General features: G+C 38.0%; 23 protein-coding genes. 3 read left to right on the top strand and 20 right to left on the bottom strand.

From position 1 onward, the window contains the following. Positions 1-23: 23 nt before the first annotated feature. From ccoG to H1R81_RS00705, 12 genes are all read right to left on the bottom strand, one after another. Complete coding sequence (gene ccoG, locus H1R81_RS00760) at positions 24-1439, bottom strand: cytochrome c oxidase accessory protein CcoG (RefSeq protein WP_181838760.1); 1416 nt, start codon at positions 1437-1439, stop codon at positions 24-26. 69 nt (positions 1440-1508) lie between these two features. Next, positions 1509-2321, bottom strand: coding sequence for a cbb3-type cytochrome c oxidase N-terminal domain-containing protein (locus tag H1R81_RS00755; protein WP_181838759.1), 813 nt, complete (start codon positions 2319-2321; stop codon positions 1509-1511). A gap of 54 nt (positions 2322-2375) precedes the next feature. Next, positions 2376-2534, bottom strand: a complete 159-nt coding sequence (locus H1R81_RS00750; RefSeq protein ID WP_181838758.1) for a CcoQ/FixQ family Cbb3-type cytochrome c oxidase assembly chaperone — start codon at positions 2532-2534, stop codon at positions 2376-2378. A gap of 36 nt (positions 2535-2570) precedes the next feature. Continuing rightward, complete coding sequence (gene ccoN / locus H1R81_RS00745) at positions 2571-4712, bottom strand: cytochrome-c oxidase, cbb3-type subunit I (RefSeq protein WP_181838757.1); 2142 nt, start codon at positions 4710-4712, stop codon at positions 2571-2573. Positions 4713-4837: 125 nt separating this feature from the next. Next, a complete protein-coding gene (locus H1R81_RS00740) occupies positions 4838-5230 on the bottom strand; it encodes a hypothetical protein (RefSeq protein ID WP_181838756.1) in 393 nt (130 codons plus the stop codon). 29 nt (positions 5231-5259) lie between these two features. Next, a complete protein-coding gene (locus H1R81_RS00735) occupies positions 5260-6123 on the bottom strand; it encodes a universal stress protein (RefSeq protein ID WP_181838755.1) in 864 nt (287 codons plus the stop codon). Positions 6124-6283: 160 nt separating this feature from the next. After that, positions 6284-7129 carry a hypothetical protein gene (locus tag H1R81_RS00730; RefSeq protein WP_181838754.1) on the bottom strand — a complete coding sequence of 282 codons (846 nt, stop codon included), beginning with the start codon at positions 7127-7129 and terminating at the stop codon, positions 6284-6286. A gap of 62 nt (positions 7130-7191) precedes the next feature. Beyond that, positions 7192-7359, bottom strand: coding sequence for a cbb3-type cytochrome oxidase assembly protein CcoS (gene ccoS, locus H1R81_RS00725; RefSeq protein WP_181838753.1), 168 nt, complete (start codon positions 7357-7359; stop codon positions 7192-7194). Between the two features lie 2 nt (positions 7360-7361). Beyond that, positions 7362-9767, bottom strand: a complete 2406-nt coding sequence (locus H1R81_RS00720; protein WP_181838752.1) for a heavy metal translocating P-type ATPase metal-binding domain-containing protein — start codon at positions 9765-9767, stop codon at positions 7362-7364. A gap of 19 nt (positions 9768-9786) precedes the next feature. Next, positions 9787-10533, bottom strand: coding sequence for an acyl-CoA desaturase (locus H1R81_RS00715; RefSeq protein WP_181838751.1), 747 nt, complete (start codon positions 10531-10533; stop codon positions 9787-9789). Between the two features lie 507 nt (positions 10534-11040). Further along, positions 11041-11388, bottom strand: a complete 348-nt coding sequence (locus H1R81_RS00710; protein WP_181838750.1) for a hypothetical protein — start codon at positions 11386-11388, stop codon at positions 11041-11043. Positions 11389-11406: 18 nt separating this feature from the next. Beyond that, positions 11407-12225 carry a universal stress protein gene (locus H1R81_RS00705; protein WP_181838749.1) on the bottom strand — a complete coding sequence of 273 codons (819 nt, stop codon included), beginning with the start codon at positions 12223-12225 and terminating at the stop codon, positions 11407-11409. Between the two features lie 160 nt (positions 12226-12385). Between H1R81_RS00705 and H1R81_RS00700 the strand changes: the two genes are divergently transcribed. From H1R81_RS00700 to hemN, 3 genes are all read left to right on the top strand, one after another. After that, the gene (locus tag H1R81_RS00700) at positions 12386-13621 is read left to right on the top strand and encodes a PAS domain-containing sensor histidine kinase (protein WP_181838748.1); all 1236 of its coding nucleotides are present in this window, start codon (positions 12386-12388) and stop codon (positions 13619-13621) included. 15 nt (positions 13622-13636) lie between these two features. Then, positions 13637-14677: a response regulator gene (locus tag H1R81_RS00695; RefSeq protein WP_181838747.1), complete on the top strand. Its 1041-nt coding sequence runs from the start codon at positions 13637-13639 to the stop codon at positions 14675-14677. A 65-nt stretch (positions 14678-14742) separates the two neighbouring features. After that, complete coding sequence (gene hemN, locus H1R81_RS00690; protein ID WP_181838746.1) at positions 14743-16092, top strand: oxygen-independent coproporphyrinogen III oxidase; 1350 nt, start codon at positions 14743-14745, stop codon at positions 16090-16092. A gap of 88 nt (positions 16093-16180) precedes the next feature. Here hemN and H1R81_RS00685 read toward each other — a convergent pair whose 3' ends face one another. The 8 genes from H1R81_RS00685 to H1R81_RS00650 form a co-directional block, all read right to left on the bottom strand. Continuing rightward, on the bottom strand, positions 16181-18403 hold the full coding sequence (locus tag H1R81_RS00685) for a T9SS type A sorting domain-containing protein (RefSeq protein ID WP_181838745.1): 2223 nt from the start codon (positions 18401-18403) through the stop codon (positions 16181-16183). Between the two features lie 207 nt (positions 18404-18610). Continuing rightward, a complete protein-coding gene (locus H1R81_RS00680; RefSeq protein WP_181838744.1) occupies positions 18611-18976 on the bottom strand; it encodes a Rid family detoxifying hydrolase in 366 nt (121 codons plus the stop codon). A 17-nt stretch (positions 18977-18993) separates the two neighbouring features. After that, positions 18994-19821, bottom strand: coding sequence for a S1 RNA-binding domain-containing protein (locus H1R81_RS00675; protein WP_181838743.1), 828 nt, complete (start codon positions 19819-19821; stop codon positions 18994-18996). A gap of 167 nt (positions 19822-19988) precedes the next feature. Beyond that, the gene (locus H1R81_RS00670; RefSeq protein WP_181838742.1) at positions 19989-20684 is read right to left on the bottom strand and encodes a hypothetical protein; all 696 of its coding nucleotides are present in this window, start codon (positions 20682-20684) and stop codon (positions 19989-19991) included. A gap of 3 nt (positions 20685-20687) precedes the next feature. Then, positions 20688-20972 carry a PH domain-containing protein gene (locus H1R81_RS00665; protein WP_181838741.1) on the bottom strand — a complete coding sequence of 95 codons (285 nt, stop codon included), beginning with the start codon at positions 20970-20972 and terminating at the stop codon, positions 20688-20690. A 40-nt stretch (positions 20973-21012) separates the two neighbouring features. Next, on the bottom strand, positions 21013-21645 hold the full coding sequence (gene rsmG / locus H1R81_RS00660; RefSeq protein WP_181838740.1) for a 16S rRNA (guanine(527)-N(7))-methyltransferase RsmG: 633 nt from the start codon (positions 21643-21645) through the stop codon (positions 21013-21015). Between the two features lie 29 nt (positions 21646-21674). Further along, positions 21675-22820, bottom strand: a complete 1146-nt coding sequence (locus H1R81_RS00655) for a glycosyltransferase (RefSeq protein ID WP_229251032.1) — start codon at positions 22818-22820, stop codon at positions 21675-21677. A 208-nt stretch (positions 22821-23028) separates the two neighbouring features. Then, positions 23029-24915 (bottom strand): putative porin, encoded by a 1887-nt coding sequence (locus H1R81_RS00650; RefSeq protein WP_181838738.1) that lies wholly within the window; start codon positions 24913-24915, stop codon positions 23029-23031. Between the last annotated feature and the right edge of the window lie 70 nt (positions 24916-24985).

Genomic DNA, 24985 nt, shown 5'->3' with positions numbered 1-24985 from the left:
TCAGCTAAATCACAGTAAAAAAATCATTCCCTAAATCCTAAAAAGGTTGTCTTAATTGTCTCCAGTTTATCTTCACCTTGCCACACTTCAATTTTGAGGTTTGTTTTTATTTTTTTAATGGCGGCTTTATCCATTTCCAGAAAAAATACTACATCAGCTTTTCCTCCTTTCAAAACTTTTATTTTCTTTTTTCCATCAATCAAGCGGATAATGCCGTGATTATCAGCTACTTTCAGAGACACCTCCATATCCTGATTGCTTTTGTTTACAATCTGGGCATTGTACAGGTTACTGATCTGATTATTGGGCTGCTCCTGATACATTTGTCCTGGCACACGCATAACAGTTGTTTCTATGGCAGAACGGCTCAACAATAAAAATGCCTCAACGCCTATTAATAATAATAAAACCACAGAATAAGCATAGGCTCTTGGCGAAAGTTTAAACGGCACACGTTTCTCTATGCTTTCTACAGAACCAAATTTTATCAGACCAGTTGGCTTGTTGATTTTAATCATAACATCGTCACAGGCGTCAATACAGGCGGTACAATTGGTGCATTCGAGTTGTGAGCCATTGCGTATATCAATTCCTGTGGGGCATACCTGTACACATAATTTACAATCTATACAATCTCCTTTGGGTGCCGAAATGACTGCGGGTTCATGCTTATTTATTTTGCCTCGTGGTTCGCCCCTTACCCAGTCATAAATGATATTAATGGTATTACGGCCCATCAATACACCTTGTAAGCGGCCATACGGGCAGATAGAAGTACATACCTGCTCACGAAGCACAGTAAAAACATAATAGAAAATACCTGTAAAAGCTACTAATCCGATAAAGCCTGGCAGGTGTTCGGCAGGTGAATGGGTAATGATTTTTTTCGTTGCCTCAATACCTATGAGATAAGCCATAGTAGTATGGGCAATCAGAATAGAAATAAGAAGAAACACCAACCTTTTACCCCCTTTCTTTACTATTTTCCGGGCTGTCCAGGGAGCATTATTGAGTGCTATCTGTTGTTTGCGGTCTCCTTCAATCCAGTATTCAATCTTACGGAAAACCATTTCCATAAATACTGTTTGCGGACAAGCCCAGCCACACCAGAACCGTCCATACACCACTGTAAACAGCGTAATGAAAATAAAGAACGTAATAAGCCCTAAACTAAAAATAACAGAGTCTTGTGGTAAAAATAGCTGACCAAATAAAACGAACTTTCGTTCGAATATATTTATCATTAAGAGCGGGTGTCCGTTAATTTTAATGAATGGTCCTAAAAAGAATAACCCTAAAAAAATGATGGTAGCAATGATACGATAATTATGATAGCGCCCACCTGGTTTTTTCGGGTACACCCATATCCTCTTTCCTTCACTGTCTACCGTGGCTATACTGTCACGATAGGCTTCATCTATAAAATCTAAATTACTCACTTGGCTCTGCTTTTAGGTTCTTCTTATTTCTATCTGACTTGCCTCTGATCAGCAGTCAACGAGATGGTTTTATAATTTTGCTACAGGCTTGATAGCAGTTGAGTCTGCACTTACTGTAGATTTTTCTCCTTGCGGAGCTTTGGCATTAGCAGGGTTTGACCCCTGGATTGACAAAATATAATTGCTTACACTTTGAATTTCATTAGGTTTCAGTGTTGCCTGCCAGGCAATCATGCCCTTTTCAGGTACACCATACTTCACAGTTTTGAAAATATCATTAATACTTCCACCATGAAGCCAGTACTCATCTGTCAGGTTAGGCCCTACTCCGCCTTCTCCGGCTTGCCCGTGACACGCAGCACATTTACCTACAAAAATATCTTTCCCGTTACTCAGCGTCTTATTGTCGTCCACTAATAGTTTCACTGTTTTTTCATCAATAGTATTAGCCATTTTTGACTGATACAATTCTACTTCTTTTTTACCCTCTTCCATTGCTATCTGGTATTCTTCTTCCTGCAAAGGGGTAATATTCCATACATGGTATAAACCCAGATAAATGACTGAAAACACAATAGTTGCGTAAAACATTTTTACCCACCAGGGTGGTAAGTGGTTGTCTAATTCCTGAATACCATCATAATTATGGTTCATCAAGATAGTTTCCTCTTTCTCAACCGGAATTGTTGTTCCGGCCTCTTTCTGCCACCATTTTTTAAAGCTGAAACCCTCTACCGTTCTACCCTCTTTTTCAGCTATAATTTTATGAATGACATTGTACATATTCAGCACCACAAATAGCAGTATGATAGCTGTTAAAATCAATATAATAAGTATCAGTAGCTGAATGAGTTCATCGCCTGATTTGATAAATGTTCCCATAAATGAATAAGTTTTTAAAAATTTCTTGAAAGCGTTCTATCAGACCCTAAGATTCTACTCATCTAATGGCAAGTTCTCAATATGTTGTTGTTTCTTTTTATCAAATCTGAACACATGCCAACCCAAACCTAAAAAGAAGAAAAAGAAAACCAGGAGTGAGAAAATCGGGTAAATACTTACCCCGTCCATTTGCTCGAAATAGTGTTTAAACATGGTTGTAAGTTTTATTGAAAGTAGGCCTTTACAGGCCTACTTTGTAGTTTTAATATCAGTTCCTAATCGTTGCAAGTAAGCAATCAAGGCTATGATTTCTTTATCGCTACTTGTCTTGATTTTTGCATCTGCCAGACTTCTGGTAATCTCCTGAGCCTGTTTTTCTGCCTCTGCTACTGCTATGTCTTCGTAGCCTTCAGGATATGGTACACCCAATGTACGCATCGCTTTAATTTTGGCCGGGAGTAACTCTTTATCGTAATTATTTTCTAATAACCAGGGATAAGGAGGCATAATTGAGCCAGGAGACATGGTAGTAGGATCCATCATGTGGTTGTAATGCCAGCTATCAGGATACTTCTTACCTACCCGATGCAAATCAGGCCCTGTTCGTTTTGAACCCCATAAAAACGGGTGGTCATAGACAAATTCTCCGGCTTTTGAGTATTCGCCATAACGTTCAGTTTCAGAACGGAACGGACGGATCATCTGTGAGTGGCAACCTACACATCCCTCTTTTATATATAAATCACGACCGGTCAGCTCAAGAGGGGTGTAAGGTTTTACAGCATCAATCGTCGGAATATTAGATTCAATGAGTGCAGTAGGTACAAATTCTATTACACCGCCTATCACCACGGCTATGAGTGCCAAACCTGTAAAAATCACAGGCTTACGTTCTAGAACCGAGTGCCATGTTCCACCTGTTACTTTTACGTGTTTTTCAAGTGCAGGTGCTTCGGCATACTCTGCAGGAACAAATGAACCCTGATTAGCCGTTTTAATAAGGTTATATATCATGATTAAGGTGCCTATCAGGTACATTGTACCCCCCACTGCTCTTAGCATATACAAAGGTACGATCTGCGTAACTGTTTCAAGGAAGTTCGGATAAGCCAGAAAACCATCTTGTGTAAACTCTTTCCACATTAAACTTTGCGTAAAACCAGCCCAGTACATTGGCAAAGCATAGAAGATAATCCCTAATGTACCCAACCAGAAGTGCGTATTTGTGAGACCTTTAGAGTAAAGTCTGGTCTGATACATACGTGGTATCAGGTAGTATAAGATACCAAATATCATGAATCCGTTCCAGCCTAAAGCCCCTACGTGTACGTGAGCGATTGTCCAGTCTGTAAAATGTGAGATGGCATTAACGTTTTTCAAAGAGAGCATCGGGCCTTCAAAGGTTGCCATACCGTAAGCAGTTACAGCTACTACGAAGAATTTCAGCACCGGGTCTTCGCGTACTTTGTCCCAGGCACCACGCAAAGTTAAAAGGCCATTCAGCATGCCTCCCCATGAGGGTGCAATTAACATAATAGAGAATACTGTACCTAAACTTTGCGCCCAGTCGGGTAATGAGCTGTAAAGCAAATGGTGTGGCCCAGCCCAGATATAAATGAATATGAGCGACCAGAAGTGTATAATTGATAACTTATATGAATATACGGGTCGATTAGCTGCTTTTGGCAAAAAGTAATACATCAGCCCCAGATAAGGAGTAGTTAGAAAGAAGGCCACGGCATTGTGCCCATACCACCATTGCACCAGAGCATCCTGCACACCTGCATAGAGGGAGTAGCTTTTTGTTAAGGAAACGGGTAATTCAAAAGAGTTAACAATATGTAGCAAAGCTACTGTAACCACCGTACCGATATAAAACCAGATTGCCACATACATATGGCGTTCACGGCGTTTAATAATTGTTCCAAACATATTAATGGCAAATACTACCCAAACCAACGCAATGGCAATATCGATAGGCCATTCGAGTTCGGCATATTCTTTACTTGTGGTAATGCCTAAAGGTAAGGTAATTGCAGCAGCAAGTATAATTAATTGCCACCCCCAGAAGTGAATCCAGGAGAGAGTTTTATTAAACATGGGAGTTTTGAGGAGCCTCGGCAGGGAATAGTAAATACCTGCAAACATGGCATTGCCCACGAAAGCAAAAATAATGGCATTGGTATGTAAAGGTCTTAAACGCCCGAATGTTACATGTGGGCTTTCAAAATTGGCTCCAGGCCAGAAAAGCTGGACAGCGAGGGTTAGTCCGGCTAACATACCAACTAAACCAAAAATGACTGTTACAATCAGAAAGGCTTTGACGATTTTATTATCGTATTCAAATCGTTCTAATGTCCCGACTGATTCAGGCTGCGTAATATACTGCATAAGAAAATGAGTTTTAAAAACTTTGATGGCGTAAAATTACTGTCGGTCAATTGCGCAAAACATGAGCATAGTTTGCTGGAAATATGACATTCGTCATAATTTCTCAGGCAGACGTAATGCTATTATTAATCAATTCCGATAGTTTCTGAATTAGCGATAAATGTTCTGAATTTCGTCTTGACAGATCGATAGTCCTGCTCAAAATAATCCATCTCTTCTTTCAGATACTGATGGTCCAGCCTTTGCTCTTTGTCTAAGATTCTATCATGTAGCACACCCTCTGCCAGGCCTTTCTCTACGCTGCTTAATTCGCCTTTTAATTGCTTGATTAATCTCTGGAAATGATGAAACTGATTGATAAACCAGTTTTGCTCAGTTTTTGCGGCGTTATCTTCCAGGCTGGCTATCTCCTCTATTACACTCAAAAAGAAATCAGTTTCCTGCTGCATCAACTCTAATTCATTTCGCCATATCCTATACTGAAAATGTGTACGGTTCAATTGTGAAAACTTGTTCATTGCTTATAATTTTAGATTGACAAAATCAGTTAAAAAGTAACTACTTCGTGCTCAGGTACTTCAATATTTGCCTCATCATAAATACTTAGTAAAGGAATAGTAGCATTGAAGGCAAACGTGCGTGTAAGTGAGCGATTAAACAATACATCGAAAAACGAATGGTGGCGAGTAAGCATTACCAACATATCAGCTTCATGCGTGCTTAAAAAATCCACAATTCCTTCTTCTACATTTTCTGCATGAATCTGATAATCGACGATATTGATACCTTTGAAATAATCGTGGTATTCAAATTTCATTAAACCATCTAATTCGGTTTGGGATTTCCCGTCTTTAATGACTGTCAGTAAAGTAAGAGTCGCATTTTTTTGCAATAAGAGCTGCTTTAGCCCATCAAACTCTTTGAAAGAATTAATGGGTTGATAATCTACTGCCAATACAATATTCTTTACAGGTGTAGCCTCAGCTTTTACGGGAACTATAAGTGAATTAGCATCAACATTTCTTACTACGTCAGTGGCGGTACTTCCAAACAGGATGTCACTCCCCCTGCCTGTGGCACCAACTACTACAAAATCATAATCATGACTTTGATTAAGAATCTGTATAGCACTTGCAGGGGAACCCGAAACCAGTTCGACCTTGAAAGTATGGATTTGCCTGGTATCCAGTTTCTTTATTACGATGAGATATTCTGCTATCTCTTTTTTAGCAACTTTAAACATTTCATCAATAAGAGCGTAGGCTATTTCGGGTGACCCACCTGCCGGGAAAGTATCATACGCATGCATGAGTGTAAACTCGCATGGGGTATCGCCCAATAATTTGATTGAATATTGTATGGCATTTTCAGATGCCTTTGAGAAGTCGGTTGTCAGGAGTACCTTTTTCATATTGAGGAGTGGTTTAATTTTCAATACAAAATTAAGCTACTCATCATAAGCAATTTATGAGAAGGCATACATGAAAACATGATATATATCAGAAAAAAAAGACAGGTAATACCTGTCTTTTTCCGACTTTACGAACCTAAATATTTCTACCTAAGAAATGTCAGTTTTTTAATAAATGATGCCCGATAATGGGTTGATTAAACTCTTCGCAAGCTCTGTTTTTCAAACGATTGGCAAAACATGGCACAAGCAGGCTTTGAACTTCATCTATTCTGAATCGTACTATAACTCCCTTGCTATTATTCAGCATATCATTATTCAGATAAACAATCAATTGATTATTATCTAAACCGATCTGGCGTGTATAGATTTTCCAGTCATTCACTAAATTCCATTTTTGTTTTTTCACTTTGCTTTCAATCAGCGTAAAAAACTTCTCCTGAGATTTATTATCCTGCAAAAGTATATCTCCCTCCTGTAAAAATCGTTTCCCTCTCAAATCATATATCTCCCAATCCTGGTTCTCCAGGCAATAAGTCTTTTCATCTTTACAATTTCCTTCATGTAAGTAAAACCCTAATAAATCGTTTTGCAGATGAGTTACTCTTGTAGCTTTGTAGTAATAATGATACGATTGAAAATCATAACACTCTTTATCACCCTCGCAATTGCCAAAGTAGGTCATACCCGACAGCCAGTCATTCAGGAACTCCTGTGTTTTGGTATCTAACATACCGCTAATCTGTGCATGAGAGGTCTTCCAGGTACAATCTAACTCTTCGTCCCGCTGCACTAAGCCTATATTCTTTACCATTATTGAGGCTTTATTGTTAATAAACTTTTCATTCGCAGGTATTTTAGAGAAATCAACCTGTGCCTGACAGTTACGAGCCACAAAAAAAAGGATTACTAATACAATAAGACCTACCAAAGCTCCGGTTTCAAGTACAAAACTGATAGATTTCTGAATATAGTTATAGATGTTCTTATGGAATTTTGACTTCATAGCATTCGATTGATTGAATGTACAAAGCTATACTACTTTATCTATTTAAAATCTATTGCAACTCATGAAACCTTATGATTTTCGGCAGGTTTTTCATCGTCAAACAAAATCCTTACAGATGGGGTAAAAGTATCGTCAAACTGGCCGTCATTAGTGGCCCAGAAGAAAGAAGCTAAGAAACCTGCAGCTACCAAAAGAGCCGCTACTACTAAAAGAATAATGACTGCCATAGCTAAATCAATTTTTTAAGTTTGGCAAAAAGGTAAGTTGTACCTACTGCAAATAATACCACTGATAACGAACTCAAAGGCATAAAAATAGCGGCCATTACAGGCGATAACTGCCCCGATACAGCCCAGCCTATACCTATAAAATTATAGACTAAAGATAATATGAAGCTCGCTTTTACGATATTAAGGGCTGTTTTACTGAATCGTAGGAAATCTGTCAGGCGGCTGAAATTTGATGCATCCAGGATAGCATCACAGGCAGGCGAGAATGCCTGTACGTCTTCGCTCAGGGCAATACCTACATTGCTTTGGCGCAAAGCCCCTGCATCATTCAGCCCATCACCAATCATCAGTACATGATGCCCCGCTTCCTGCTCTTTCTTAATGAAATTCAGTTTATCCTGTGGTTTCTGATTAAACAATAATCTGTTTTCATGAAAGTAGCGATTCAGGCGATTCTTTTCTTCATCATTATCGCCTGATAACAGAGCCATTTTAAAACCGGCCTGCAATTGTTCTAAAACATCTTTCCAGTTTTTGCGATACTCTGATTTTATGGTAAAATATCCTTTATATTCCCGGTTTATTTCAACATTTACCTGACTGGCAATCGTACCTGTTGCAGGTAGTCCGATAAACTCAGCATTTCCTAATCTGATGAAATTCCCATCTATTACTCCTTCAATCCCCATTCCTTTTATTTCATTAAAATAGCTTATATTACCTTTACCTATTCCTAAGTGTTGGTATATCATTTTGCTTAGGGGGTGCATTGATTGTGCCGCCAACTGGCCTATCCAACTTTTTTCCTGTTCATTCAGATATCCGTCTGCAAAATGTAACTGCCCGTTTTTGTTTTCGGTGAGAGTTCCGGTTTTATCAAATACAACTTCATCTATCTCAGTCATTAACTGGACTACCATCTGATTTTTCACAAAAAATTTATTTCTACCAAAAATACCCATTGCCGTGTTCATGGTAAAAGGCATAGAGAGTGTAAGTGCACAAGGGCAGGCTACCATTAATACAGCGGTTACGCTTGTCCAGACCAAGTCAGGTTGATGAAAATACCAGTATATACCTGTTACTGAAGCAATCAGAAGGGTGGTATAAGTAAAGTATTTACTGAAAGCATTGGCTAAATCTATGGCAGGTGTTTTTTTCTCTTTCTTGAAGGCATCGTTGTTCCACAATTCTGTCAGATAGCTCTGTGAAACTTGTTTCTGTACTGTGAGATGCACTTTTTCGCCGATCAGCCTGCCTCCAGCATATATCAACTCTCCCTTTTCTTTTTTGATTGGTTCCGATTCGCCGGTTACGAAGCTGTAATCAATATAGGCTCTATCTGATAGCAGCAAAGAATCAGCTGGAATCAGCTCCTGATGATGTATGTCTATGATGTCACCTTTTTGTAATTCAGAAACATTTTTGAAAGCATTTTTTACTTTTACGGCTAAAGGGAAATACGATTTATAGTTACGCTCAAAAGACAGATAATTGTAAGTAACCTGCTGCACCCATTTACCTGTTAATAAGAAGAAAACCAATCCAGCGAGGCTATCCCAATACCCTGCTGAATGATTCACAAAAGTTTCAAAGCTACTTCTGACAAACAGAGCAGTAATGCCTAAAGCTATCGGAATATCTACACTAAGTATCGTAGTCTTATTGCGCAGGTTTTCTTTAATAGAAATGATAGCGCCTTTGAGGTAATCAGAAGCTCCGAAAAAAAAGACCGGTAGTGACAGCAAAAAGTTAAGATATAAGAAAAACCGCTGATAGGTGGCATCTACTATATTATTGAGGTCTAATTTAAAATACTCAGGAAAACTCAGGAGCATGACATTACCCATGCAAAACCCTACTACGCCTATCTGAAGTATGAGGCGTCTTTGAACTTTGTTTTGTTTAGGCTGATGCTCAACACTTTGCAGGTTAATGAGCGGTTCATACCCTAAAGTAGCCAAGAGTTCTACAATAATCTGTAAATTTACTTTGCTTGGGTCATAACTTAGTGATAATTCTTTTCTGAGGAAATTAAGCCTTGCCGTAAAGATGCCTGTCTGAATCTTATTGAAGTTTTCGAGCAACCACACGCATGAACTACAGTGAATTGCGGGAATAAACAAGGTCACTTTATTAATGCCTACACTCTGAAAGTCGAGCAACTGGGTTTGTATTTTTTCATCAGCCAGATAATCAAACCTGCCATTAAAACTGGCGGCTTTCAGGCTAATACCTGCATTCTGGTTCAGGTCGTAGTATGAACAGAGGTTATTGTCTTGCAGAATCTCATAAACAGTCTTACAGCCATGACAACAAAAGTGTTTATCATCCAGCACAATCGGGCTGTCGGCACAATCGTCTCCGCAGTGGTAGCATGCTATTCTGGTATCATTGAGTGTCATAGCTGTAGTATTCAGGAGGTTACATATAGTTCAAATCGTTATTTAGTTTGAGCTTTATAATGTGTAGTTTATTGAGCAATAAAATGATTGGGTACGTAGGGTCAAACTCATGCCATTTAATGCCGAAATTTGCCCTACCCCCCAATTTATGATGGTTGTTGTGATAAGATTCTCCCATCATCAGGAAATCGAACGGGAGCAGGTTTTTTGCTGTATCGTTTACTTTAAAGTTGGTATAACCATATTTATGTGCAAACCAGTTGATGATCACCCCATGTACTGGTCCCATCAGGTAATGAATCGGCAATAGGAGATATTCCCACGCATTAGTAGCAAAATAGATATAAAACAAAGTATAAAGCACACCCCATGCTACCCTTACTGTCCACTTATCACCCAGGCGTTCCATAAACATCCAGTTGGGTACGCCCTTTTTAAACTTCGGCTCTATATTGGCCTTATCGTTCAGTATATCATTATAATAATTCTTCGTTTTCCACATCATATGAAAGAGGTTATCAGAATAACTCGGTGAGTGTGGGTCTTTTTCAGTATCAGCATACGCATGGTGTAACCGGTGCATGATACCGTAGGCTTTAGGGCTTAAAAATGATGAGCCTTGTGTGATGAAAGTGAAAACATAAAAAAATTTCTCCCATCCTTTCGACATTGTGAACATCTGGTGAGCCGCATAGCGGTGCAGGAAGAAAGTCTGTGAAAATAAGGATAAGTACCAGTGAGCCAGAAAAAAGATTAAAATTGCCATTAAGAACGTGTGTTAATTGAAAACCCAAAATTAGGGTTTAACTAAAGGCTCAATTATGATTAAACTCCAACTGAAAAACTGATATTTATCATATTTCAGGAATTACTGGTAAATGATACGGTTATAAGGAGTAATCACTTGCGGTTATTCTAACAAGTTCATTCCTAAGAGCTCTGGCTATCCGGGCTTATTTTAAGATATATCCACGCTGGATAGTATAAGATTCTGAATACCAGGAAAGCCAATCACTGAAACCCATAAAAATGAATCTTAAAACTTGCATTAATCAAAAAAAAGACCGACTATGACTACCCTGAATAAAACGAGATCAATTTTATTCTAACCAACCAGACCGGATTATTAAAAAAACTATGTTTTATATGCTGTACCCTGAATTATAGCTGTAGATGCTTAAGGTAAAATTATCACAACAAAAGTTCTTTAGAGTAACTTAGAGGCGTGCTAATCAATTAAAAGCGTTGCATGAGTATTTATTTAATAGAATACTCATGCAATTGCCCCGAAGATATTCATCCCCGTTCGGTTCTGTCTCTCAAGCGTCCAGTCGTTGGTGAAAGAGGTATGTATCCAAGAATTACCAACTTTTCTGAAAACTGCTACCTGCAGACCCAATTCTTCCCAGAAATAAGTTTCGATTTCATGAATAGTCATCGTAGGTGAAATGATAAATATTGATGGTTTTTTCACATTTGCAATCTCCCCTAATGTATTAAAACTATCATTACTTACTTCATTGCCTTTACAATACAGCTCAATTTTAAGGAAAGGATAAACTTCGTTGAACGCTCTTCCTAATTGACTAACGGTCATTTCTTTATCAACGACAATTTTCATAAATAATAGTTTTTTAATTTAATGAATAGCCAATACAGGTACTTCTGCATCAAACACCAAGCGACGGGTGTTACCCTGTAAGAAAACTCTCTCAAAAAAAGTATGATGCTGCGGAAATGTGATCAGCAATTGTGCTTTTCTTTTTTTCACAAAAGCATTCATTTCATCCACTTGCCTGGTGCCAATTATTGTCTGAAAAGTATGAGGCACATTTTTCAATAATTCTCTAAGCCCTAAAACCGCATCTTTTGTCTCTTCACTATTAGCTTCTGCTTCGTTTTTAGCTACATATAGCACATCTACGATCGCACCTAAATCCCTGAGGAAATAAATGCTTTTCTCAAAAACGATCGCATCAATGGGCTTCTTCAGGTCAATAGCCATTACGGCGTTTTCAATATAAGTGAGTTTATATCCGGGTGGTAGTATTAGCATAGGAACTTTCAGTTTACCTAACATTTCAGTAGCAATACTTCCAAAATATCCTGCCCCCAAAGGAGCATCCCCTACACTACTCATTATTATCAAATCCACATTATATTCAGCTATTGCTTCCTTTATAGTATCCATCACAAAGCCATGTCTATTACACAAGATAATTTCAAGAGGCTGTTCACTTTTTTCAAGAATCCGTCTTTTCAGATAGTTTAATTTCTTTGTACTAATCTTTTTTACTTCATCAATCGGATACCCATAGTTATCATCGTAAGTATTTAAAAACCGATACGAATGAAATAGTATCAGACGGGCTTGTTGTTTAATAGCGATTTGAGTAGCGATATATATTGCCTTGTTGGCAGCTTTTGAAAAATCGGTGGCTAATAAAATGGTTTTCATATATATAGTTTTTCAATACAACAAAATTCAGAATTTCATCTCCTAATGAATATGAGCATTATCATATTAGAATATGATAATTCAATTAATTTTGTCAATACTATTTCAGAAACCTGATTTTTGTCATATTTTTAGGTGCTAAAACTTCTCTCCTTTGCTGATGAAAAAGAAAACTGGCAGCCCGCCAACAATAGAGGAAATGGATATATTACACCAATCAGAGGCGATTTTTCTCTTTGCTACTGAAGGGATTTTGATAGCAGACAAACAAGGCAAAATTGTACGTGTAAACCCCAGCGGTGCTGAGATGTTTGGGTATGAGCCTGAAGAACTGGCTGATCTGATGATAGAAGATTTAATTCCGAATCGCTTTCGTCAGATGCATACTGCCCACAGAATGAATTTCAATGAGCATCCGCATGCAAGGTCTATGGGGAGTGGTATGGATTTATATGCCAAGCGTAAAGATGGCTCTGAGTTTCCGGTAGAAATCAGCCTGAGTCCTTATCAAAACAGCAAAGGAGCCTATGTAATTGCCTTTGTGATTGACATTTCGATCAGGAAGATTGCTGAAAACAAGCTGGTAAGTTATAAAAATGAACTGGAAGTTGAAGTAGAAGAGCGCACATTGGTACTGAAAGAGGCAATTCAGAAATTAGAGAAAACCAAAGATGAATTAGACAGAGCCTTGAAACGTGAACAAGAAGTAAATCTGATGAAATCAAGGTTTATTACCATTGCTTCACATGAGTTTCGTACACCTCTGGCAACAGTTCTTTCTTCCCTGTCGCTGGTTGAAAAATATGGAGATTTAGATGAAAACGAAAAGCGGGACAAGCATATTCACCGGATCAAATCATCAGTAAGAAATCTGACAGAAATACTTAACGATTTTTTATCGCTCAATAAACTTGAAGAAGGGAAGGTTGTGGTAACTCCCGAGTCTTTTGCCATTAATGAACTGGTAGACGAAATAGGTCAGCAGATGCAGGGGATTGCTAAAAAAGGGCAAAGAATTGATTGTATTTGTGAAGCCCTGAACGACTCATATGAAGTAAGACTTGATGCCAAGCTTATTAAAAACATTGTCATTAATCTTATTTCTAATGCAATCAAGTTTTCGCCGGAAAATTCCTCTATTCAGATAAAAGGGCTATTGACAGACAGCCAAGTAATTATCAGTATAAAAGATGAAGGCATTGGCATACCTGAGGCTGAAAAAAAACACGTTTTCGAAAGATTTTACCGTATGAGTAATGCTGAGGCCATTCAGGGAACAGGCTTAGGGCTAAGTATTGTGAATCAATACGTATTACTTCTGAAAGGTAAAATCGATTTTACAAGTGAGGTAAACAAAGGCACAGAATTTATTATTACACTACCACGATACTTATAAGTAGCGCACCATATTATGAAAAAAATCCTCTTGATTGAAGATAATGCAGAAATCAGAGAAAATACCTCTGAAATTTTAGAATTAGACGGTTATGAAGTTCTGTTAGCTGAAAACGGAAAAGTAGGCGTAGATTTAGCTTTAAAAGAAATACCTGACCTGATTATCTGTGATATAATGATGCCAGTATTAGATGGATACGGTGTTTTGCACCTTCTTTCAAAACAGGAAAAAACAGCGACTATTCCATTTATTTTTTTATCTGCTAAAGCAGAACGTACTGATCTCAGAAAAGGAATGGATATGGGAGCTGATGATTATATTACAAAACCCTTTGATGATGTTGAATTATTAAGTGCTATTGAAAGCCGCCTCCGCAAAAAAGAAGTATCAAAAAAGCACTACTCGCAGGATATTGCCGGGCTTGACCAGTTAATTGCAGATGCCAATGGTGAACAGGAACTAAAAAAACTGACAGAAAACAGGGAGGTCAGATATTTTAAGAAAAAAACTGAGATTTATAGAGAGGGGGATTTTCCGTTATATCTGTATTATATACAAAAAGGGAAAATAAAAGCATTTAAAACTAATGATGACGGGAAGGAATTTATAGTTAATCTCTATAACGCCGGAGATTTTGTAGGGTATGTAGACCTGATTCAGGAAACTAACTTTACAGACACTACCGAAACATTAGAAGAAACAGAAATCTGTCTGATTCCTAAAAAAGATTTTTACGTACTTCTGCATCAGAATCCACAGGTGGCTCAGAAATTCATTCAGCTACTTTCCAAAAATATCAAAGCCAATGAAGAGAACCTGCTGAAATTGGCCTATAACTCTGTAAGAAAAAGGGTATCTGAAGCATTACTTCGTTTCTATCAGGACAATCTATCTTCCATGAAAATAAGCAGAGAAGACTTAGCAAGTGCCGCAGGTACTTCTCTCGAAACAGCAATCCGTACATTATCAGATTTCAGAGATGAAAAATTAATAGAAGTAGAGTCGGGAAGAATTACTATTTTAAATATTGAAAAACTAAAAAGGCTAAGAAATTAGCAAATATGATTTTCATCATATTTCTTTTTTTATCTCAATACTACTTTTGAATAAAAAAAGAGGAGATGACACAATCAGCACTTATTGAGAAGTATAATACTTCTGCACCAAGATATACCAGTTATCCAACAGTACCGTATTGGGATAATGATAACTTTACAGAAGCTCAATGGAAAGAAAGTTTCATTAAGACCTATAAAAACCAAAAGAAACTAAGTCTTTATATTCATCTCCCCTTTTGCGAGAGTCTTTGCACATTCTGCGCCTGCCATAAACGTATCACAGTTAACCATCAATTTGAAGTACCTTATATAGAAGCCGTACTCAGAGAATGGCAGATGTACAGAAATTTATTAAGAGAAGCCCCTGTGATTGAAGAAATACATTTAGGAGGTGGTACACCCAGTTTCTTCTCGCCCGAAAACCTCAAAGAATTAATAGAGGGCATTTTGTCTGGCTCAAAGGTAAGCGCAACTCATGAGTTTAGTTTTGAAGGTCATCCTAATAACACCACAGAGGCGCATTTAAGGACACTCTACAATTTAGGATTTCGCAGGGTAAGTTTCGGTGTTCAGGACTATGACCACACAGTACAGGTAGCTATCAACAGGCTTCAGCCCTTTGAAAACGTAAAAAAAGTAACTGAACTGGCACGTGAGATTGGCTATACTTCTATCAGCCATGATTTAGTTTTCGGATTGCCATTTCAGAATACAGAACAATTTGAAAAAACCATCAGAAAGACTATAGAATTGTCTCCTGACAGGCTTTCTCTTTATTCTTATGCGCATGTACCCTGGCTAAAAGGAAACGGACAGCGCGGCTTTGATGAGAATAACTTACCCAGTGCTGAAGCCAAAAGACAATTATATGAGTTAGGCAGAACGATATTCGAGGAAAACGGCTATACAGAAATAGGTATGGATCACTTTGCCATTCCTTCGGATACACTCTTCAAAGCAAGCCAGAATGGTACACTCAACCGAAATTTTATGGGCTATACCAACTCGCAGTCTAAGTGTATGCTTGGGTTAGGGGTATCGGCTATTAGTGATTCCTGGACGGCTTTATCTCAGAATACAAAGAGTTTAGATGAATACATAGACCTTACCAAAAATCATATCTTCCCTATTCTGCGAGGGCATATACAATCAGAAGAAGATATGATATGGAGAAACTATATACAGAATCTGATGTGCCGATTTGAGACTGATTTCTCGTTGAATGACCTCAGTCAGCAACAAATAAAGCAATTGCTGGCCCTACAGGAAGATGGCATTATTCAGTTCAAAGATAATATGGTAAAGGTTACAGCAGATGGACGTGCATTTATCAGAAACGTATGTATTGTTTTCGACAAGTACATTCGCCAGACAGGCAGTGTGATACAAAATACTTTTTCAAAGGCTATTTGATAAGTATTTTAATTTAGCAAAAGTTGTGAAAATAAAAGAAGCGTCTCTTTGAGACGCTTCTTTATTATTTATGTATTCATTGTTTCAATTAATACTTATATACTCTCTTCGAGATTTGCTGAGAACCTGTACGGATGCTGATGGTATAAGTTCCTTCTGAGAAGTTGCTCAGATCAAAGCGGTATTCTGTCTGATTTGAGTTCAATTTGGATTTGATAACTTCTCTGTTCATTCTATCAATAATTGTTACAACACCTGCCTGATTCTGCATGCTTTCAGGTAGTGTAACGCGTACTGCATCAGCAGTAGGGTTTGGATAAACCACCCAGGCATCATTTGTAATATGGTCAGCGCCGCCTACAAGACCATTTGCAGCAGCAGGTGTAGATACTACTACTACATTAGAATAGTCTGAACTACCTTTTGGATTGACAGCTCTTACACGATACCAGTATTTAGTATTGGCAGCTACCGTATTATCAACATAAGAGATAACATTCATAGCAGTAGTTGTTACTTTACCCCAGTTTGTACCATCAGTAGAGCGTTCAATTTCAAATCCTGCTTCTTTGTTTGAATCATCACCCCATGTCAAAGTTACAGCACTTGTGGTGGCAGTAGCTTTTAAAGCATAAGGTTTGTTCGGAACAGCAGTATAGAATGAAGTAACACTTGTCCAGTCTGTGTAAGGAGAAGACCCGTGTACGTTGACGGCTCTGATACGGAAGAAGTAAGTAACACCTTCATCAAACGGAATGCTGGTAGCCGATGTATAATTTTTTAATAAGTTAGCCGTAAGCAGATTCTGAGTGAAGTTTACGTCTGTTGCACGGTCTAATACAAAGTAATCTTCATCATCAGATGCATCTGTCCAGTGTACTACTAAAATATCATTACCCAAGCTGTCTTTTGTTGATACAACCTGCAAATCAGTTGGTGTGCTTGGTGGACCTAAAGTAGTAGCCGATGCTATATTTGAATAGGCTGATTGCCCGAAAGTATTAGCCGACAATAATTTGTACCAGTATTTTGTTTTAGGTTTACCAGTGGTATCACTGTAAGTATATTGTTCAGGAGAAAGAATAGCTATCTGCACAAAACCGTCGGTTGCACTTACTGATGAACGATAGATTTCTGTAGACAATGGCACATCGTATTCACCAAAAATCTGATTCGACCAGTTCAGGTCAATTCTATAAGGTGAAATGGTTTTGGCTGCTAAATCATAAGGTGCAGGCGGTGGTACTCTTTTCTTTGTAGAAGCCTTAAGCACATTTGAAGGTTCGCTACGGCCTCCTTTATTTACTGCAAGAACTCTGTAATAAAATGTCTGTCCTTCACTCACGTTTTCATCTTCAAAGAAATTGATATACGGAAACCAGCTATCTGTCAGGTCATACCAACCATTACCGTCAGATGAGCGTTGAATAACAAAAGCAGTCTGATTGGTTGAATTGATTGTCCATTCAAGACGAATTTTATTCAGGGTAGTCCAGGGAGATATCAATTCTGAAGGTGCCTGTGGGCGATAAGGCAATGTTTCAAACTGTCTTGATGCAACCACAGTTGAAAGACCGCTCACATTATATGCAGCTATTTGATATACATGATAGGAAGCGTCAGGTAAAGTATTATCAATATAGGTACGCTGACCAGTACCAGGCATCGCCGGCAAAGTTACAACAGGCACCCAGGGGCCTCCGTTGGTAGAACGTGAAATATAGAACCCTTGCTCGTTGGTTGAATTGTCATTAAAATACAATTTTGCTGTTGTCTGTGTTGTTTCGTTGTCAAGAATAACAACATTTGAAGGGGCAGTAGGAACAGTTGGATTAGTTGATATAGTGACGATATCGCTCCAGCATGAATACAGGTCAGCAATGTTATCAGTCGGGCCTGTAATACTAACAGTACAGCCAGAAAATGTTGTTGGCCCTGCACTGGTTTTTACGGCTCTAACCGCAATCTTATAGGTTGTACCTGGTGTTAAACCTGGAAGTGTTCCACTTGCAATTGCACTTAAATTAGGCCCTGCGTTATTAACACTATAAGTTGCACCGCCATCACTTGAAACGGCAATCTGGAATCCTGTTTCCTGAGAAACACCAGAAGAATTATCATTCCAAAACAAATTGATCTGGGTTCCAACTCCGCCTATAGATTGTCCGTCAAGACCCGTTGGTTTTGGTAATGGTGCAACCATTGCGGTGGAAGTAGGCGCGGTTTCTTTTGAGATTTCTCTCTCTTTAGCCTCAACATTCCAAAAAGCACTCATCAACAATAATAGAGATAGAAAATAATTTTTTCTCATAGCTAAACTATTTAGTTTTAGTTACAAATGGGAGGAATTTCTTTTTTTGTAAATATATAAGATTTTCTTTATTAAAGATACATTCTTAACAATGAAAATTATTTTACGGTAAGGATTTATTTTATTTGGAAGAATAATCCTTTTTGCAAACACCTGATAATCAAGTTCAAGACTTTCATATTAAATTTTCTGGTATGAGATTAAAATTTAGTTAACGGCAATTACTGAAATTTCAACGTTTACATCTTTAGGTAGCCGCGCTACCTGAACTGTTTCTCTTGCCGGGGGGTCTGAGGGAAAATAGCTCCCGTACACTTCGTTTATAAGGGCAAAATCATCCATATTTTTTAGAAAAATACTTGATTTCACAATGTTTGGATAATCCATTCCAGCCTCTGCTAATATATGCCCGATGTTCTCCATAATTTTCTTTGCCTCAGCCTTTATATCACCAGAAGCAGCCAGTTCCAAGGCTATCTGCCCCGATACATAGAGTGTGTTTCCTGCCAGCACTGCCTGGCTATATGGACCTATGGCAGCAGGTGCTTTTTCTGTAAAGATAATTTGTTTCATATTTGCTTTTTTTGTTGTCAGATTAAATAAATACCGTCATCTTCAATTCGAATCAAACGCTGTTTATATAAGCCTCCGATGGCCTTTTTAAAGGTTTTTTTACTCATTTCTAACTGGTACATCACATAATTGGCATCACTTTTATCTGTAATATCCAGAAAGCCCTCGTTAGCTTTAAGCTTCTCTAATATTTTATGTGCATTGGGCTCAATATTGGCATACCCCTGCTTTTGCAGGCTCACATCAATCCGGTTATCTTCTCTGATAAGCTTAATATACCCCTTTGTCCGGCTACCTAACTTTATGCGTTGAAAAATCTCGTTTTCATAAATCAAGCCCTTAAACTTATTATTAATAACTACATTGAGTCCTAAATTTGTTTCTTCGAAAATCAACAGATCTACCTCATCGCCCTCTTTGAGATCAATATTTTCTTTTTCAAAAAACCTGTTCACTTTGCATGAGCCCACAAGCCGGTCAGTTTCTTCATCAAGATACACATATACCGCACACCAATCGCCAGTTGCCAATTTTTTATTCTGTTCTTTAAATGGCACAAACAGGTCTTTTTCCAGCCCCCAATCCAAAAAAGCCCCAACGCCCGTAACGGCCATTACCTGTAAGTAGGCAAACTGATTGAGTTCAACTTTAGGCTCAAGAGTTGTAGCAATAATACGATCTTCTGAATCTCTGTAAATAAACACTTCAATATCATTGCCAACTATTAAATCATCGGGGATGTACTTCTTAGGGAGCAAAACATCATTACCTTCCTTATCGCCTAAGTACATTCCTACGCTTGTTCCACGAAGTACCCTTAAAATATTTTTAACACCTAAATCCATTAGTTTTTTTGATTATCCTGGAATGTAATTATTGATTTCGCTGATGAGTTAATAATTTTTTAAAGAAACTACCCATATAAATAAGCTACCTTAATAGGGTTTTGTCTTTCAGTCATATAGAATCAGTATTATCACCCAAATCAGGCAAATAGAAGTTCAGGACTATATTACACAATGAAGTAGTACGGATTTCCGACTTCATCATATACCAGATTGCTGAGTATGCCCAAATTGAGTGTCCCCTCTTCAGAAAAAACCTGGCCGGCAAATATCATCTCTATCTCTTCAGCGCATACTTTTCTGTAAATCGGTTTCATTGTTCCACCAAATTCTCCCGCAATTACTGCAGGGTTCCATTGGAATCTGGATCTGACCAATGTTCCTCTGGGAGCCATTATAGGTGGCGGCAATTCTCTGTCTCTTAAATCAACATCAGCGGGGTGGTCAAGCCCTAATGAATGACCAAATTCGTGTGCAGCAGTGGTGGATTCACCTAAATTATCACTAATAAGCCAGTGGCCTACATTACCGCCCAATGTATTACCCATAAATGAGCGTTTCAGGAAATTATCCTGCTCGATTCTGATATAATTATTCCGGTAATCGGTATTGCTCTGTACCAGATTAAATACTTCATCTACCGATACTGTAGCAGACTCTATGTCAAATCTGACAGAATAGGGAGATTGATTACCATTAGCTTCCCTTATCAGGATTCTGCCTTGTGCTTCATTGTACTGGTTATTGATTTCATCCACAATTTTACCTGCCAGATCTGGTGTTGCAAAACTTCCATAAAACCAGAGTTTTGCTGAAACAACCACCTCATTAAGGTCGGATCTGATGAAGGCTACAGCAGACATATCTTAATGAAAAGCGCGCTCAAGTATCAGTTCTTTTACTTTCCGGGCATCTCCTTTTGTAAAATTCTTAATCACAATTTCATGCTCTCTTGCCCTGGCTTTGATGCGTATGGTTGAGAAAAATATACCTGAATCAATTTCTACACCCGCAATGTCGTTATAAAAAACAAAGTTTTCAGAGCTACTAAAAATTTTTCTTGCCCTGAAGGTAACGCCTTTTTCGCTGAAAATGACTTCATCCGGCATAACAGGATTTTTAAGTGTACTTGCTGAAAATCGTTCGTTCATTGTATTGGTTATTTATGGGTTAGTCAAACATCTATGTGCATCAGAACGGCACATACACTACCTTTTTAGTTTCAAAAAACTCCTCTTCAAAGTAACCTGAAAGATTGTAGAGCTTATACTTTTTGCCAAACTCCTGCAATTCTTCATCCAGATCTCCACCTTTCAGATACAGGATTCCATTTCTCAGCTCATTAAACTGATTTCGTGTAACTTTATGTTGCACCCAACCATAAAACGGTTTAAGTCTGGTTACGGCTCTACTCACTATAAAATCAAAATCGCTTGCTACATTTTCTGCTCTTTCATGCTGAGCCGTCAGGTTTTTTAAACCTATTGCCTGAGCTACTTCTGTTACTACTTTAATTTTCTTGCCAATTGAATCTACCAGATGAAAATGACACTCAGGAAACATGACTGCTAATGGAATACCCGGAAAACCTCCACCAGTACCCACATCTAAAATCTCTGTACCATGTTTAAAGTTAAGCACTTTAGCTATACCTAAAGAGTGCAGCACGTGTTTTTCGTAGAGATTCTCAATATCCTGCCTTGAAATGACATTAATCTGGTTATTCCAGAAACTGTAAAGTTCCTGCAATTGTTCAAATTGCTCACGTTGCTTATCGGTGAGTTTCGGAAAATATTTTGTCAGTATATCTATATTAGCGGACATAATCAGCACACAAAAGAGTAAAATTTATCTTATCTCCACTTAATTTTTTTAGGGTTTGAGAAAATGGTAATCAAACCAAAAATTAAATAATAGCAAGCATACAGAAAATCGTAATAAGGGATTCTGAATGAGCGTATGGTATAATTTAATTTCTTATTGGCATTTGCCAGTATTATCCATCTGATAAACAACCAACCAAGAAATACACCTGTAACTAACCGCATCCAGTCATTATAAGGATAAAAATCCTGTAAATTATTATCGTCAAGCCATTCTGTCGGAATTCTTGACCATTCAGGAGCTTCAAACCAATCAGGTTTAATAAAGAACGTTGGTAATAATATAAACCAGCATAATAGCTGGCTTGTTGCAAGACTACCTAACAAAAACTTATCTCGGAACTTATACCGCTTGCCCACTGAAAGGTGGCGACGCTTCTGGGTAATCCATTCACCCCAGGTTTTCTTAGGCTCGGATACCATATGTGCTTCTTCACCGATACAAATGGCCACATTGCTTTTGTTGGAGACTTCATTCACAAATAAATCGTCGTCACCTCCTAATAATCCATGATGGCTCGAAAAACCATTGCTTACCCAGAATAAATCCCGGCGATACATCAGATTGCGGCCAACACCCATGTATGGAATATTGGCTTTTGCAAAAGACATATATTGTAATGCGGTCTGAAAAGTTTCGTAACGAATCAGGGAATTAAGACGTGAATCCTCAAAACTATAAGGCGAAAAACCCAGAACAATGTCTTTATCTTTATCAAGCTGAGCCACCATCGTATCAATCCAGTATTCGCTGGTTGGGCGACAATCGGCATCGGTCAACAAAATAATGTCTTTAGTAGCTTTTTTGATACCCATCGTTACAGCAAATTTCTTGGCTGTAAAGTGGGCGGGTAATGACTCAATTCTGACAAAATTAACTTTTGAATAACCTCCCTCATTAAATAAGAGATAATCGTAAGTACCATCATGTGAGCGATCGTCTGCGACAACTATCTCAAAGTCAGGATATTGTTGTGCCTCTAAAACAGGCAACAATTCTTTCAGATTTTCAAGTTCGTTCCAGGCTGCAATAACAACCGAAACTCCGGGCTTCTGACTCGAAATGGTATCACGTTCGGCATCCTGATGCGATAATAACCCTGGAAAAATACCCAAAATGAAAATGAGTTGAACAAAGACAGCAGTAAAAAAAAGAATCGGTAGTAAATAGTGCCAAAACACCATGTATCAAGAGTTTAGGTTTAAAAGTGTGCAAAGATACAAATTCTTTATTTGAACAATTTCTACAAACCTAAATAATTAAATTGATAAAATTACGTTAGGAGATATTTTGCCATTATTTTAATGAAAATTTTATTATTTTTTAATCAAACAATGGCCAGTTGGCTCCCAGGAAGAATGTACGACGCAAACCAGGATATACCGAACTCACAAAATATCCACTGGCTGGAAAGCCCTGATTAATATGGGCAAATTTCAGAAAAAACCTCACTTTACTGATTTTCATATTAGTAAATACATCTACTACGGGGTACCCCCAGGCCTTTTTATCGTTCTGCAAATAAAATTGTCTGGTAAGCGGCATATAATTATCTGCATAATAGGCAGAACGATAGTAGATTTCGGCTCCTGCATTAATGTGCAATCTCTTAGCATAGGTAAATTCGTAAGCAATTGTAGTGTTGTTTGTAATAGCTGGCATTCTGATAATATCTTTCTCGGAATTTCCGGCAATATACACCTGATTGGCTAAAAGAAATTTTTTCCAGCGGTACTCAATCCCTAAACCAGCCCGGAAAATACTTATCGGAACAGACGATTGCTGTACCTGTGCCTTTGTGTCGTAATAAATATAATTATCAATGAGCGAATAATGTGCTTCCGGTAAAAACCTGAACCTGCCTGACTGAATGGTGGTAGAGGCATATATATTATTGGAAAACTGATTTTTAAGGCTGCTATTCCAGTTATAAGCATCACTCATAAAATGTTCATCTAATATATATGCTGGTGTAGAAAGTTGGGTAAAACCTGCGTTTAGCCAAGGACTTATATACTCTGCCTTAAGTTTATAATTCAGATTAGTACCTATTTCAAACTCTGCATAGGCCCTTTTGAGGCTATCGGGAAAATAATAATTAGCCCATGCCCCGGCCAGAACTTCATTCTGAAATCTTAGTCTGAAATCGTCACCGAAATCAGATGTCAGATTATAAAAGCGATGACGCAGATGAAGCCTGTAGGCAAAACCTCTGTAAATACCTTTTATACCGAATTTATTTTCAATCAACCGATACCTTAGAGCTAAAGAAAGTGAGTCGGGAATGAGATTCAGGAGAGCGGTATCTTTTGGTGTTTGTATGCCATAATAATTTATACCTTCTGCGGTAGTATCAGCCTTAAAACGATTGTCATGGTAGTAGTCAATACGTCTTTGATAATCAAGAATATGATAGACCTGAAAGCCATTCGATAACTGATACTGCTGGTAAATATGAAATTCGTTGCGCCAGTCCCGCGAAGAAGCATTACTTAATCTTGACAGGAAATTCTTATAATTACCAAGATCAGTTGTTTCTACAAACTTAGCCCCATCATCTAAAGGTTTTATCCCCCCCTGCTCAACAGGTGCATGGTTGAAGTGATTGTAAGTACCTAAAATAGTGTACTTCCCATCTTTGGATTCATAATTAGAGGATGTTATTAATGCCCAGCTATCCACCAATCTTTCTTCTCTGGTTTGCGGAGCACCATATTGTTTAGCCGAGGTTAATCTTCTTACGTCAAAAGTGATATTCCAGCGGGGTTTAATATTCTGCGAATGGGTAAAATCAAGGTATAACATTCCTCCACCAGACTGCACATAGTACATATTGGTATAAGGCGATTTAGTATTATAATATTTGGATTTTCTGGCATCAAAAGCATAAAACCCATAAGTTGTGAAACCTAATTGCTTACTTACTTCTTCGTTTGGCTGAAAAAACAGGGGTTTTACAGCGGTGCCTATCAAACCTAAGTCCTGATACAACCAGCCACTTTTAAGATTTCTGTCGAACAGGTGAAACCCATCTAAGGTAGAATCAGGGTTATAGTAAGTTTTGCGGTTATTCAGAATGTCGTCTTCAAGAATATAACGGGTAGTTTTGAGTCCGTAAACTTGTTTGGTAGAATCATCAAGAATTTGAGCGTGGCATAAACCGAAAAGAAAAGACAATAAAAGAGTGAAAAATATTTTTTTTATGCTCATGATCCGCCAATTACTATAAAAACGTTGCAATTTACGGCAAATCTTCGGATTTTAGACAAGCCAGCTCTTA

This window comes from Emticicia sp. BO119 (genome assembly GCF_013912375.1).
Taxonomy (GTDB): Bacteria; Bacteroidota; Bacteroidia; order Cytophagales; family Spirosomataceae; genus Emticicia.
The sequence above is the reverse complement of the archived record's forward strand: the minus strand, read 5'-3'. Positions and strand labels throughout refer to the sequence as shown.